Below are 14778 nucleotides of genomic sequence, written 5' to 3' on the forward strand. Positions count from 1 at the left end.
GGCACTTGTGCCGTATGTAAAAGAGGACTTTTTTGTGAAAGATAAAAAGAACACGCCGCAGGTGCTTGCGCGCCGGGCGCTGCTTGTGCTGCTGGATGCAGCCATTGTTGCATTCAGCTTTTATTTTGCGCTTCTGCTGCGGGCAGACGGAGCAGTGGAAGCTGCCTGGTGGCCGCATAACCGTGAGCTTCTGTACGAAAATCTGCCATGGATCGTGGCGGTGTACATTGCCAGCTTTCTGTTCAGCGGGCTGTACTCCGTACTGTGGAAGTATGCCGGTGAACGCGACCTGATGCGTCTGGCGGGAACGGTGGCTGTGCCTACCGTTGTCGTCTACTGTGTCAACCGTCTGTGCATCCACGGCGTGCTGTTCAACTCCGCCAACTGTATGGCGGCGGTGCTCATCTTCCTGCTGGTGGGCGGCAGCCGTCTGGCATGGAGGCTGTTTTTGAACCATCCGCTGGGCGAAAGGCTGCGCGGCGCTGCCAACAAGGACCCCAACCGCCCGGTGATGATCGTAGGTGCAGGCGAAGCCGGTGCATGGGCCATCAACGTGTGCAAATCCAATAAGGAATATGGTCACGCGGTGGTGGCGGTGGACGATGATCCCACAAAACTCAACCAGACCATCCACGGGGTGCCGGTGAAGGGCACGCTGGAAGAGATCCCGGACCTGTGCAAGCGCTACGGCATCCACAGCATCATCATCGCCATTCCTACCCTGAAGGGCAGCAAGCTGAACCATGTCATCGATCTGTGCGTCAGCACCCATTGTGCGGTGCAGCTGCTCAGCGACCCGCAGCTGGTGGGCAGCGGTACACCTCAGCAGGGAGCCTTCCGCGAGTTGAACCCGGCGGACTTCCTTTCCCGCGATGAGGTGACGCTGGATACCGATCAGATCTCCGGCTACCTCACCGGCAAGACCGTTCTGGTCACGGGCGGCGGCGGCTCCATCGGCAGCGAACTGTGCCGTCAGGTGATGCGCTTCAAGCCCGGCAAGCTGCTTATTTTTGATATCTACGAGAACTGCGCCTATGAGCTTTTGATGGAGCTGCAGCAGAAGTACGGCCGGGATATCCCGGTAACGGTGCTCATTGGCTCCATCCGCGATAAAAAGCGTCTGGATGAGGTTTTTGAAACATATCATCCCACTGTGGTGTTCCATGCGGCAGCACACAAGCATGTGCCGCTGATGGAAGTCAGCCCTGCAGAAGCGGTCAAGAACAATGTTCTGGGCACCAAAAATCTGCTGGTGAGCGCCAGCGAACACGACGTGGAGCGGTTCGTGCAGCTTTCCACCGATAAGGCTGTGAACCCCACCAGTGTGATGGGCTGTACCAAGCGCATCTGCGAAATGCTCATCCAGACCTTTGCAGGCAACACGGATATGAAGTGTGTGGCTGTGCGTTTTGGCAATGTGCTGGGCAGCCACGGCAGCGTCATTCCGCTGTTTGAGGCTCAGATCAAAAAAGGCGGGCCTGTCACCCTGACGGATCCCAACATTGAGCGTTACTTTATGACCATTCCGGAAGCGGCCCAGCTGGTGCTGCAGGCTGGTGCGCTGGCCGAAAGCGGCAATATCTATGTGCTGGACATGGGCGAGCCGGTCAAGATCATGGATCTTGCAAAGCAGCTCATCCGCTTTTACGGCTATGAGCCGGGTGTGAATATGGAGATCAAGATCGTGGGTCTGCGTCCGGGCGAGAAGCTCTATGAAGAGCTGATGATGGACGAGGAGCAGGACAAGATGCGCCGCACCCAGCACAATAAAATTTTTGTGGCTTCGCCGCGCAGCATCGATCTGGCCGAGTTCTATGGGCAGCTGCAGGAGCTTGCCGCTGCGGCAGAGCACAACGACGAGGGTGTGGTGCAGCAGCTGGCAAAGATGATCCCGACCTTCACCCCTACCCGCCAGAATCTGAAGCTGTAACGCTGGCTGGGGTCTGGATAGTTGGAGGGAACTCCCTCAGTCAAACCCTGCGGGTTTGCCAGCTCCCTCTGGGAGGGAGCCTTATCCCGTGGCGGCAAAGTTTATCGCACCGCTAAAAGCCTCCCTCTTGGAGGGAGGTGGCTTTGCGAAGCAAAGACGGAAGGAGTTCTCACCACAATCACCCGGACCTTATGATATAAAAACTTGAGAGGGATGTTACTATGGAAAAGAAACCGTTTCTGACCGAGGCGATGGCACAGGAGATCATTCAGGATGTGCCCACGCCGTTCCATGTCTACGATGAGAAGGGCATCCGTGAAAATGCCCGCCGCATCAACAAGGCATTCAGCTGGAACAAAGGCTTCAAGGAGTATTTTGCCGTCAAGGCTCTGCCAAACCCTGTCATCCTGCAGATCCTCAAGGAGGAGGGCTGCGGCGTGGACTGCTCGTCCCTGACGGAGCTGATGCTCAGCGAGGTGTGCGGTTTCTCCGGCAGTGAAATCATGTTCTCCTCCAACCAGACTCCCGTGGAGGATATGAAGAAGGCCTACGAGCTGGGTGCCTATATCAATCTGGACGATGCCACCATGGTGGAATTTCTGGAGCGTGTCGCCGGTGTGCCGGAGAATATCTTCTGCCGCTATAACCCGGGCGGCACCTTCAGTCTGGGCGAGAGCGAAGAGGGCTTTCAGGTCATGGACAAGCCCGGCGATGCCAAGTACGGCATGACCGAGGAGCAGATGATCGAAAGCTACAAGAAGCTGGCCGCCAAGGGTGCCAAGAACTTCGGCATCCACGCTTTCCTTGCTTCCAATACCATTTCCGATGAGTATTACCCGGAGCTGGCAGGTATCCTGTTCCAGCTGGCTGTCCGGGTGCAGAAGGCCACCGGTGTGCACATCGGCTACATCAACCTGTCCGGCGGTGTGGGCATCCCGTACCGCCCGGAGCAGACCGAGAACGATATCATGGCCATCGGCGAGGGTGTGCGCAAGAAGTTTGAGGAAATTCTGGTGCCCGCAGGCATGGGCGATGTGGCCATCTTTACTGAGATGGGCCGCTTTACCACCGGCCCCTACGGCGCACTGGTGGCAACTGCCATCCACGAAAAGCACATCTATAAGGAATACATCGGTCTGGATGCCTGCGCAGCCAACCTGATGCGCCCGGCCATGTACGGCGCTTACCACCACATCACCGTGCTGGGCAAGGAAAATGAGCCCTGCGACCACATGTATGATGTGGTGGGCGGTCTGTGCGAGAACAACGACAAGTTTGCCATTGACCGGATGCTGCCCAAGATCGACATTGGCGACATCGTTTATATCCACGACACCGGTGCACACGGCTCTGCCATGGGCTACAACTACAACGGCAAGCTGCGCAGCGCCGAAGTGCTGCTGTGCGAGGATGGCACCCACCGTCTGATCCGCCGTGCCGAGACTCCGCGCGATTACTTTGCAACATTGGATTTCCTGCCCCTGATGAAGCCGCTGTTTGAAGATTAAGAGGTATCATAAATGTTTTTTGGCTTTCAGCTCACCCTTGGCCTGATGATGGTATTCTACGGCTATTCGGTCATGAAAAATCCCCGTGTCTGGGGAGATCAGGGCCGCCGTGCCGTCAAAGCGGAACACTTTGAGGAATACTGCCGCCAGAACGGCCTGTTCTTTTTGAAGGCAGGCTGCGTGGTGGCGGTGATCGGTGCACTGGATGCGCTCATCACGCTGGATGCCCTGTTGTACGCTCTGCTGTACCTCTTCGGTCTGGCTTTCGCCTTCTATCCGCTGGTCAAATGGTGCCGTGAGAACGAGGGCTTCAGCTGGCCATGGCCCCATGTCCAGAGCGAGAGAAAGCGCATCAAAGAGCTGCGGCAAGAGCAGGAGAGACAGGAAGAACAGGACAAAAGGTAAATCCTGAAACGGAAAAGGCTGCTGTACGGTTTTGTACAGCAGCCTTTTTGTGTGCAGTAAAGTTCACAATGCGTTGATGGCACGTTGCAGTTTCTGGTAAAACTGCCCCAGATGATACCCGTCGATGAACCGGTGGTTCACTTCCACGCTCATACCAAGCGTTTCGCGGCCGTCTGCGGGCACATATTTGCCCCAGCAGATGCGGGGAATGTTGTCGTCCCGGTCGAAATCCCGCTCGTTGGTACAACTGGTCAGATCAAACCACGGCGTGGTGGAAATGTAGATCAGCGCGTCCGTCTCGCAGTCCTGATCCAGAAAGCTCTGCTGTGCAGCGCTCTTAGCTTTTGCGGCGCAGCAGAACTCGTCCAGCGTGCCGGTCTTGGGCAGTGTGACGATGTGGAACTGCTCACTGCCGGGCTTCAGATCGGTCAGGCTGGGGATGCGCTTATCCAGAAGCCAGACCTCGCCGTCCCGGATGGTATAGCGGAAATTCACCACGCTGTTCACGGCATCGGTCACGAGATAGCCGAGGGCATAATAAAAGGAAATGCCGCGGGCTTTGGTGTAGGCGTGGAGATTCGTCACGTCCACCCGGAAGGTGACACTGTAAAATGGCTGCGACACTCCGGAAAAGAACCGGAACAGCTCTGCCCGCGGCCACGTGTTCATGTCGATTTTATGCATGGTTGTTTTCTCCATCCGCCTTGCTTTTATCCAGTGCATCGAACTGCTTTACGATCTGCGGGTCCTTCAGCTTGACGACCTTGCCGGAGAGATAATGCAGGGTGTTTTCCTCGGGAATATCAAGGAAAGTGACCCGCACAGCGCACAGGGCCTGCGTTTTGGTGCCGGTGCGCTCGTTCATCTTGCGGTTGCCGTACTTGATATCGCCCAGAACCGGACGGCCCAGATAGGCCAGATGTGCACGGATCTGGTGGGTGCGGCCGGTGACAAGGCCGATCTTGCACAGGGCGAACGGCCCGGCGGTGCGCAGTACGTCCACGTCCGTAATGATCTGCTTGCGGCGCTCGTCCTGCGACTGGTGTGCGTGGATGCTTACCTTGTTGTTCTTCTCGTCGTGCTCCCACCATGCGGTGAACCGCCCGGACTGCGGGATACCCACCGTGATGGTGTAGTACTCCTTTTTGAGTAGATCAGTGCGGATGATCTCGTTCATGTCCCGCAGGGCGGTGTAGCTCTTGGCGGCGATCACAAGGCCCTCGGTGCCGCGGTCCAGCCGGTTGCAAATGCCGGGCTTGAACCGGTTCTCGCCGTGGGGGTCGTACTCGCCTTTTTCGGCCAGATACTGGGTAAAAGCGTCCACAAGGTTTGCATCGCCGGTGCGGTCGCTATGGCACAAAAGGTGGGTGGGTTTGTACAGCACAGCAATGTTTTCGTCCTCATAAATGATATTGACCTTGGGCTGATTCTGCTTTTTTTTCGGCGCGGCCTTCTGCACGGTTTTTGCGCCTTCCGGCGGGAAAAACTCGTCGTTGATGTACAGCTCGATCAGGTCGCCTGCCTGAATGCGGTACTCCGGCACGGCCTTTTTTCCGTTTACCTTCACGCGCTTATTGCGGAAGCTCTTGTACAAAAGGCTGGTGGGAAAATCGCGGGTCACGCTCTGCACAAAGCGGGAAAGACGAACGCCGTCGTCGTTGGCGGTTGCGGTATATTGTTTCATAAATGTTCCTCAATTTTCAAGAGATACCTTTATAGTAATACAGCCTTGGCTGCAAGTCAACGCGGAAACGCCCCGGATCAAAACTATTTTACCGCAAAGCCTTGAGTTCCGGGCGCAAAATGGGTACTATTATAAGGAATGAATCAGAAGGAGAGTACCGCAATGGCAGAACACAAACGGCATCAGGGACACCGCCAGCGGATGCGCGAACGGGTGCAGAACTACGGTCTGGACAGTCTGGCCGAGCACGAAGCGCTGGAATATGTGCTGTACCTCACCAACGCCCAGAAGGACACCAACGGCATCGCTCACGACCTGATCGACCGCTTTGGTGATTTTGCCGCTGTGCTGGAAGCCAGCGAGGAAGAGCTGTGCACTGTGGAGGGCGTAGGCCCGGCCACAGCCCGGATGCTGCATCTGCTGCCAGAGATCAGCCGCTACTATGGCCGCAGCCGTACCAGCACCACCCGCTGCATCAGAACTACGGAGCAGATGGGCAGCTATCTGATGGCGAAGTTTGCGTGGTCGGATTACGAGCGTGCAATGCTGGTCAGTCTGGACAGCCGTAAGCGGGTGCGCGCGGCGGTCTGGCTGCGGGAAGGCACCACCGACCGGGTAAGTCTGGACATCAAGGATGTGGTGTCTGCGGCCATCAAGGGCGGCACCGACACGGTGGTGCTCAGCCACAACCACCCCAACGGTGCGGCCTTGCCCTCCATGGAGGATCTGGAGGCCACCGGCAATATTGCCCGGGCATTGGGCCTTGTGAACATCCATCTGCTGGATCACTTCATCCTGACCGATACGGAGTATTTCTCCATGCGGGACGCAAACCGCCTGCCGATCTATGACTTTAAAACAGGTACGCTTTTCTGGCCTTGATTCGTGAAACAACAAAAAAGTGTTTACATTATAAAACTAGTGTGCTATAATCAAACTGTAAAATACAACTGATTGTGGTTCTTTGCGCGAGGGCCGGAGAGGAGAGGGAAGATGGCAGACGAAAAATTTGAACTGGTATCCTCTTACCAGCCCACCGGCGACCAGCCGCAGGCCATTGAAACACTGGTGAAAGGCGTGGAGCGGGGCGACCGCTGCCAGACCCTGCTGGGTGTTACCGGCAGCGGCAAGACCTTTACCATGGCAAATGTTATTGCAAAATGCAACCGGCCCACGCTGGTTCTGGCCCACAACAAAACGCTGGCGGCCCAGCTGTGCACCGAGTTCCGGTCGTTTTTCCCCAACAACGCGGTGGAGTATTTCGTCAGCTACTACGATTACTACCAGCCGGAAGCCTATATCCCCAGCACGGATACCTATATTGAAAAGGACAGCGCAATCAACGACGAAATCGACCGCCTGCGCCATTCGGCCACGGCGGCACTTTCGGAGCGGCGGGATGTGATCATTGTAGCATCGGTTTCCTGCATCTACTCGCTGGGCGACCCCATCGACTACCGCAGCATGGTCATCAGCCTGCGCCCCGGCATGCAGATGGAGCGCGATGCGCTGTGCCAGAAGCTTGTGACGCTGCAATATGAACGCAATGATGTGAATTTTGTGCGCAATAAGTTCCGTGTGCACGGCGATATCGTGGACATCTACCTTGCCTATATGAGCGAGCTTGCCATCCGTGTGGAATTTTTTGGGGACGAGATCGACCGCATCACGGAGTTCAACCCTCTCACCGGGGCCAAACAGAATGTAGTCAAGCATGTAGCCATCTTCCCGGCCAGCCACTATATCGTCAGCGCCGAGAAGAAGGCCGCAGCACTGGAAAAGATCCGCGCCGAGTGCGACGCGCAGGTGAAGCAGTTCACCGCCGAGGGCAAGCTGATCGAGGCGCAGCGCATTGCCCAGCGCACCAATTACGACATTGAGATGCTTAACGAGGTGGGCATGTGCAAAGGCATCGAGAACTATTCGGCGGTCCTTTCGGGCCGTGCGCCGGGCAGTATGCCCACCACTCTGCTGGATTATTTCCCGGATGATTTTCTGCTGTTTGTGGACGAGAGCCATGTTACCCTGCCGCAGGTGCGCGCCATGTACGGCGGCGACTATGCCCGCAAAAAAACGCTGGTGGAGTACGGCTTCCGCCTGCCGTCCGCCTTCGATAACCGCCCGCTCAAGTTCGAGGAAGTGGAGTCCAAGCTGAACCAGATAATCTTCGTTTCGGCTACGCCCGGCGACTACGAGCGGCAGAACAGCACGCAGGTGGCGCAGCAGGTCATCCGGCCCACCGGCCTTTTGGACCCGCTCATTTCGGTGCGCCCGGTGGAAGGGCAGGTGGTGGATCTGTTGGGCGAAATCAATACCCGCATCCAGCGGCACGAGCGCGTTCTCGTGACCACGCTGACCAAGAAAATGGCCGAAGACCTCACCGACTACCTTACCGAACAGGGCATCAAGGTCAAGTATATGCACCACGAGGTGGACACCTTTGAGCGCATGGAGATCATCAAGGACCTGCGCCTTGGCTCCATTGATGTTGTGGTGGGCATCAACCTGCTGCGCGAGGGTCTTGACCTGCCCGAGGTGAGCCTTGTGGCCATTCTGGATGCCGACAAGGAGGGCTTTCTGCGCAGCGAGACCAGCCTGATCCAGACCATTGGCCGCGCGGCCCGCAATGCCGAGGGCCTTGTCATCATGTACGCGGATGTCGTCACCGACAGCATGGATCGCGCCATCACCGAGACCGAGCGCCGCCGCGCCATCCAGATGGCCTACAATAAAGAACATGGCATCGTGCCAAAAACCATTGTCAAGGCCATTGCAGACAGCATCGAGATCAGCGATAAAGCGGAGAACGCTAAGCTGAACACCCGCCGCATGGGCAGGATGGAGCGGGAGGCCGCCATCGAGCGCCTGACCCGTGAGATGAAGGAAGCGGCGAAGCTGCTGGAGTTTGAGCACGCGGCCTTCCTGCGTGACCAGATCGACCGACTGCGCCGGGGCGAGAACCCGACGGTGGACTCTGCGGCAGAAACGGAGCGCAAACAGAATCATTCACAGACACAACGAAAAGGGAGAAAATACCTTGGCAAACGATAAAATCGTCATCAAAGGTGCCCGCGAGCACAACCTGAAAAATGTTAACCTGACCCTCCCGAGGGAAAAGCTGATCGTCATGACCGGCCTTTCCGGTTCGGGCAAGTCGAGCCTTGCGTTCGACACCATCTATGCCGACGGCCAGCGCCGCTATGTGGAAAGCCTTTCCAGCTACGCACGCATGTTTTTGGGCCGCATGGACAAGCCCGATGTGGACGAGATTACCGGCCTATCACCGGCAATTTCCATCGACCAGAAAACCACCAGCCACAACCCGCGTTCCACCGTGGGCACCGTGACGGAGATCTACGATTATCTGCGACTTCTGTACGCCCGCGTGGGCGTGCCCCACTGCCCGGTGTGCGGGCGCGTGATCAGCCAGCAGACCGTGGACGAAATGGTGGACGCGGTGCTCAAACTGGACGAAGGTACGAAGTTTCAGGTGCTGGCTCCTGTGGTGCGCCAGCGCAAAGGCACCCAGCAGAAAGAGCTGGATGCTGCCCGCCGCGGTGGCTATGCTCGTGTGAAGATCGACGGCAACCTGTATGATCTTGACGAAGAAATCAAGCTGGAAAAGAACATCAAGCATACAGTGGAGATCGTGGTGGACCGCCTTGCCATGCGCAAGGGCATCCGGGGCCGTCTGGCAGATTCGCTGGAAACCGCGCTGGCGCTTACCGGCGGCATCGCCGAAGTGGACGTGATCGGCGGCGATTGTATGACCTTCAGCCAGAACTTTGCCTGTCCGGAGCACGGCATTTCCATCAGCGACCTGTCGCCGCGGCTCTTCTCCTTCAATAACCCGCTGGGAGCCTGCGAAAAGTGTACCGGCCTTGGCACTTTTATGCGGGTGGACGAGGAACGCATCCTGCCCAACCGGAACCTTTCCATCCGGGAGGGTGCTATCAAGGCCAGCGGCTGGTACTATGCCGAGGGGTCTGTATCCGAAATGTATTATCTGGGTCTTGGCAAAAAGTACGGTTTTACGCTGGATACGCCCATCAAAGAGATGAGCACCGAAGCTGTCAATGCGTTGCTGTACGGAACCAATGGCGAAAAAATTGAGATGCACCGCACGAATGAGTTCGGAAGCGGTGTGTATTATAATACCTTCGAGGGCATCGTGGAGAACCTTGAGCGCCGCTTCCGCGAGACCAACAGCGAGTGGATGAAGGAAGAAATCGGCAGCTTCATGTCCGGCGTGGAGTGCCCGGACTGCCACGGCAAGCGCCTGAAACCCGTGGTGCTGGCTGTGACCATCGGGGATAAGAACATCAGCGATTTCTGCGAAATGTCCATCCGGGACGAGCTGAAATTCATTGCCGAGAACGAACCGAACCTGACCGAAAAGCAGAAGCAGATCGGCGGGCAGATCATGAAGGAGATCCGGAATCGCCTGCAGTTTTTGCAGAGCGTGGGTCTGGATTATCTCACGCTGGCCCGCTCAGCAGGCACTCTTTCCGGCGGCGAGAGCCAGCGCATCCGCCTGACCACTCAAATCGGCAGTGCGCTTTCCGGCGTGCTCTATGTGCTGGACGAGCCGTCCATCGGCTTGCATCAGCGCGATAACGACAAGCTCATTGCCACCCTGAAAAATCTCCGCGACCTCGGCAATACAGTCATTGTGGTGGAGCATGATGAAGATACCATGCGCAGCGCGGATTATATCGTGGATGTAGGCCCGGGCGCAGGCGTGCATGGCGGTGAGATCGTAGCCGCTGGCAGCGTGAAGGACATCTGCAAGGCAAAGCGCAGCATCACCGGCGATTATCTCTCCGGCCGCAAACGCATTGCCGTACCGCAGACCCGCCGCACCGGCAACGGCAATTACCTTACTGTACGGGGTGCACGGGAAAATAACCTGCGCAATATCGACGTGAAATTCCCGCTGGGAGAGTTTATTTGCGTTACCGGCATTTCCGGCTCCGGCAAGTCCAGCCTCATCAACGAAATTCTGTATAAGACGCTTGCCTGCGAGCTGAACGGTGCGCGTTCCCGCGCAGGCAAATGCGATGGGGTAGAAGGGCTGGAATTTGTGGATAAGGTCATCGGTATCGACCAGCAGCCCATTGGCCGTACGCCGCGCTCCAATCCGGCCACTTATACCGGTGTGTTCAATGATATCCGCACGGTATTCTCCCAGACGCAGGATGCCAAAATGCGCGGTTACGGCCCGGGGCGTTTCAGTTTTAATGTCAAGGGCGGCCGCTGCGAAGCCTGTGAGGGCAACGGTATTCTGCAGATCGAGATGCACTTCCTGCCGGATGTGTACGTGCCCTGCGAGGTATGCAAGGGTGCGCGTTACAACCGCGAAACGCTGGAAGTGAAGTATAAGGAAAAGACCATCTCCGATGTGCTGAACATGACCGTGGAGGAAGCAGTGGTATTCTTTTCCAACCAGCCCAAGATCGCCCGCAAACTGCAGACCCTGTTGGACGTGGGTCTTGGTTATGTAACACTGGGCCAGAGCGCCACTACCCTTTCCGGCGGCGAAGCACAGCGCGTGAAGCTGGCCAATGAGTTGGCCCGCCGCAGCACTGGTAAGACCGTGTATATTCTGGACGAGCCTACTACCGGCCTGCATATTGCGGATGTGCACCGCCTGATCGAGGTGCTGCAGAAGCTGGTAGATGCGGGCAACACGGTTATTGTCATCGAGCACAATCTGGATCTTATCAAGTGCGCCGACCATATCATTGACCTTGGCCCTGAAGGCGGCAGCGCAGGCGGCGAGATCGTGGCCGAAGGCACGCCCGAACAGGTGGCAGAGGTGCCAGGCAGCTTTACCGGTCAATATCTGAAACCGCTTTTGGAAAAAGACAAGCTCCTGCAAGAAAAAGAGCAAAATAAATAAAGCGCGTACTTTCGCAAAAATCAGACTTTTTACGAAAAAAGCAAAGAAAATTGTAAAAATCTGTTGACAAAACTGCTGTATCTGAGTATAATATCTCATGTCGCCACGCTTCGGTAGGGAAGCGGCGGTCGATATCCGGGTGTAGCGCAGTTTTGGTAGCGCGCTTGAATGGGGTTCAAGAGGCCGTGAGTTCGATTCTCGCCACTCGGACCATAAATCCAACGATTTCACGTTAGAAATCGTTGGATTTTTTTGTTTGTGGGCCGACTTCATTTGGTTTTGACCACAATTTTGACCACAATGCCAAAGATTTTATCTGGTCCAATTCGTGTCGTTCCGTCCAATTTTCAGGCCGAAAACGCCTCGCTGAACAACTGGATCGCACTCTGCCGAATGGATTCCTGAACATGGAGATAATGCTCAGTCATCTCGGTGTCGGCATAGCCTACATTGTCTCCATGGGCTGGATCTTGTTTATGCAGAAAAAGGGCCTTTGGCAGCAGCTGATCCACGCAGCCGCCGGATGTGAAAAGTTCTTCTTCACACTGGGTGGTTTAGTGTTGATGATGAACCTGCACATTTTTCCATTCATGCTAACCATCTACGATTATTTCCTCAATAGGTCGCTTTGCATTTTATGCCATGCAAAAGGCAGAATCATATATAAAAAGTTCTTTCGTATGTAAAAGCCTTCAAAAACAACTTGAAACACTTTTGTTGCAATGGTACAATAATAATGTTATTTTATGGAAGCTCGGCGCAAAGCCCATGCGGACAGGCCGCCGGTGTGCTGACAGCCACGGCGGCGGTAAGACCGAAACGGCTAAAGAAGACGATGCGCACGAAGCCGTTACCTTTATGGCACCGTATATGGAGGTAGGAGCCTTTATCGAGCAGGTTCACAGCGTTTACCCGGAAGTGAATGTTGAGATCGTGCCGTACAGCGGCGATAACACCACTACCTGCCTACAGAATATGTTTACGGCGGGCGACCTACCGGATGTATGCACCCTTACGGTCTATGTTTCCAGCTCGCTGACTGTGGACGACTCCCGGATGTCCTATTTGCACGGTTCTTCCTTTGCGGAGGCAAAGGAGCGGCTTGACCGCATCATCCGCCAGCAGGCAGGCCAGCGCCGCCAGACCTTTACGGTAAACACCCATCTGCAGCACGAAAACGTGCTGGCAGACCCCAACCGTCTGAATCAGGTGCTGATGAATATCCTCTCCAACGCAGTCAAGTATACGCCCACCGGCGGGCATATCCGGTTTGAGGTGGACGAGCTGCCCCGAAACGAGCACTACGCCCGATACCGCTTTGTGGTGCAGGATGACGGCATTGGCATGAGCGAGGCCTACCAGAAGACCCTTTTTGACCCCTTTACCCGCGAGGAGCGCTCCGGCACCAACAAGGTGCAGGGCACCGGCCTTGGTATGGCCATCACCAAGAACATTGTTGACCCGCTGAGCAGGATCATTCCCACCCTTGCCATGACCGCCAATGCCTTCCTTGAGGATATGCAGAAGAGCAGGGAAGCCGGCATGGACAAGCGCGTTTCCGCAGAGGAAGCACACAAACGATGTAAATGATGCAGGAGAAGATTAGAACGTGAATACACTTTCCGAGATCGAGGAATATTACAAAGCGCGTGAGCAGCAGCTGTTGGAAAAACTTCATCAACAGGAAGCCGCTCTTGCCGCAGCGGAGCAAACGCTGAAACAATTGACCGAAAATCAGAAAACACTGATGGACGAAACCACCAAGCAGCGTGCTGCACGGGAGCAGGCATTCAAAGAAGAACTCTATCGGGATTCTCTGACAGGTGCTTACAACCGCCGCTATTACGAAGAGGTCGTCCGCAAGACCATCGGCCCGGCGGGTGTCGCACTGCTGGATGTGGACAATTTCAAGATCTGTAACGACACCTATGGGCATTACGCCGGGGACATGGCACTGAAAACGGCAGCAAACGCCATTCAGTCCTGCATCCGGGAGTCGGACCTGCTCATCCGCTACGGTGGGGATGAGTTTCTGTTGGTCCTGCCCGGCATTCCGGGAGACTTCCTGCAAACCAAACTGGAACAGATCTGCACTGCCGTGCAGATGGCATCCGTACCCGGCTGTTCGCATTTCCGCATCTCGCTGAGCATTGGCGGAACGATACAGTCCCTCGCCGACCCTATGAAAAACATCGTTCGTCGTGCAGATTGGCTGATGTATCAGGCAAAGTGCCGCAAAAATGCCGTCATGGTGGAGGTTCCGGGGCATAGCCTGACCACACGGGAAACGCTTTTGCAGGAAAAATCCCAGATCCTGCTTGTGGACGACTCTGCAATGAACCGCATGATACTGGCAGAGATCTTAGGAGATAGCTACCATATTCTGGAAGCAGAAAACGGGCAGGAATGCATGGAAAAATTGCAGGCAGAAGCCGGAAACATTGCACTGGTGCTGCTGGACATCAATATGCCGGTCATGAACGGCTTTGAAGTGCTGAAAGCCATGAATGTCAACCACACCATCGAGGATACCCCAGTCATTATGATCTCCAGCGAGGACTCCGACGCTGCAATTCGGAAGTCCTACGAACTGGGCGCAAGTGATTATGTCAACCGCCCCTTCGATGCACGCATCGTATACCGCCGCGTGACCAACACCATCAAGCTGTACGCCAAGCAGCGGCGGCTGGTGCAGATGGTCTCTGACCAGATCCGCGCCCGTGAGAATAATACGGATATGCTGGTGGGTGTACTAAGCCATATCGTAGAATTCCGCAACGGCGAAAGCGGTGCCCATGTGCGGCACATTCGTATCATCACAGAAATGCTGCTCCACTGCCTATTGGGGGTCAGCAACAGGTACTCGATCTCTGCGGAACAGCAGGATATGATCCCGCTGGCCTCCGCCTTGCATGACATCGGAAAAATCGGCATTGACGAAAAAATTCTTAATAAACCCGGAAAACTGGCCCCGGAGGAATTTGAAATCATTAAGACCCACAGTATGCTTGGAGCCGGGATGCTGCATGATCTGAATGAATTTGCCGAGCAGCCGTTGCTGCAAACCGCCTACGAGATCGCCCGCTGGCACCACGAACGCTGGGATGGGCGCGGCTACCCGGATGGGCTGAAGGACGATGAAATTCCCATCAGCGCACAACTGGTTTCGCTGGCCGATGTATACGATGCGCTGACCAGCGAACGCTGCTATAAAAAAGCCTTCTCCCACGAAAAAGCCGTGCAGATGATCCTGAACGGTGAGTGCGGAGCATTCAACCCGCTTCTGCTGCAATGCCTGACGGATATCCAAGCTGCCCTGAAAGAAGAATTACAGCAGCACAACTGAGCT

Annotated in this window: 11 protein-coding genes and 1 tRNA gene; 10 read left to right on the plus strand and 2 right to left on the minus strand. The window is 55.9% G+C overall.

What is annotated here, in order from left to right:
• Positions 1 to 34 precede the first annotated feature (34 nt).
• From DXA66_RS10795 to DXA66_RS10805, 3 genes are all read left to right on the plus strand, one after another.
• Positions 35 to 1930, plus strand: coding sequence for a nucleoside-diphosphate sugar epimerase/dehydratase (locus DXA66_RS10795; protein ID WP_118528929.1), 1896 nt, complete (start codon positions 35 to 37; stop codon positions 1928 to 1930).
• A gap of 221 nt (positions 1931 to 2151) precedes the next feature.
• Positions 2152 to 3438, plus strand: coding sequence for a diaminopimelate decarboxylase (locus DXA66_RS10800; RefSeq protein WP_097775440.1), 1287 nt, complete (start codon positions 2152 to 2154; stop codon positions 3436 to 3438).
• A 12-nt stretch (positions 3439 to 3450) separates the two neighbouring features.
• Positions 3451 to 3843 (plus strand): hypothetical protein, encoded by a 393-nt coding sequence (locus DXA66_RS10805; protein WP_118528845.1) that lies wholly within the window; start codon positions 3451 to 3453, stop codon positions 3841 to 3843.
• 63 nt (positions 3844 to 3906) lie between these two features.
• On the opposite strand, the gene DXA66_RS10810 is transcribed toward DXA66_RS10805, so the two are convergent.
• Positions 3907 to 4527, minus strand: a complete 621-nt coding sequence (locus DXA66_RS10810; protein ID WP_118528847.1) for a CatA-like O-acetyltransferase — start codon at positions 4525 to 4527, stop codon at positions 3907 to 3909.
• A complete protein-coding gene (locus DXA66_RS10815) occupies positions 4520 to 5527 on the minus strand; it encodes an RluA family pseudouridine synthase (RefSeq protein WP_118528849.1) in 1008 nt (335 codons plus the stop codon). The genes DXA66_RS10810 and DXA66_RS10815 overlap by 8 nt, the downstream gene beginning before the upstream one ends.
• Before the next feature lie 162 nt (positions 5528 to 5689).
• Here DXA66_RS10815 and DXA66_RS10820 point away from each other — a divergent pair, with 162 nt between their 5' ends.
• The 7 genes from DXA66_RS10820 (at position 5690) to DXA66_RS10850 (ending at position 14775) form a co-directional block, all read left to right on the plus strand.
• Positions 5690 to 6409 (plus strand): RadC family protein, encoded by a 720-nt coding sequence (locus tag DXA66_RS10820; RefSeq protein WP_044953632.1) that lies wholly within the window; start codon positions 5690 to 5692, stop codon positions 6407 to 6409.
• A gap of 111 nt (positions 6410 to 6520) precedes the next feature.
• The gene (gene uvrB / locus DXA66_RS10825) at positions 6521 to 8578 is read left to right on the plus strand and encodes an excinuclease ABC subunit UvrB (RefSeq protein WP_118528851.1); all 2058 of its coding nucleotides are present in this window, start codon (positions 6521 to 6523) and stop codon (positions 8576 to 8578) included.
• On the plus strand, positions 8565 to 11429 hold the full coding sequence (gene uvrA, locus DXA66_RS10830; protein WP_097777693.1) for an excinuclease ABC subunit UvrA: 2865 nt from the start codon (positions 8565 to 8567) through the stop codon (positions 11427 to 11429). Before uvrB ends, uvrA begins: the two co-directional genes overlap by 14 nt.
• Before the next feature lie 135 nt (positions 11430 to 11564).
• A tRNA-Pro gene (locus DXA66_RS10835) sits at positions 11565 to 11642 on the plus strand.
• Positions 11643 to 11671: 29 nt separating this feature from the next.
• A complete protein-coding gene (locus DXA66_RS14425) occupies positions 11672 to 12115 on the plus strand; it encodes a hypothetical protein (RefSeq protein WP_187119398.1) in 444 nt (147 codons plus the stop codon).
• A gap of 82 nt (positions 12116 to 12197) precedes the next feature.
• Positions 12198 to 13019 (plus strand): ATP-binding protein, encoded by an 822-nt coding sequence (locus DXA66_RS14585; protein WP_243089093.1) that lies wholly within the window; start codon positions 12198 to 12200, stop codon positions 13017 to 13019.
• A gap of 19 nt (positions 13020 to 13038) precedes the next feature.
• Positions 13039 to 14775, plus strand: coding sequence for a diguanylate cyclase (locus DXA66_RS10850; protein ID WP_118528853.1), 1737 nt, complete (start codon positions 13039 to 13041; stop codon positions 14773 to 14775).
• Positions 14776 to 14778 lie beyond the last annotated feature (3 nt).

It is taken from the genome of Faecalibacterium sp. OF03-6AC (genome assembly GCF_003478175.1).
In the GTDB taxonomy this organism is placed as follows: domain Bacteria; phylum Bacillota; class Clostridia; order Oscillospirales; family Ruminococcaceae; genus Faecalibacterium; species Faecalibacterium taiwanense.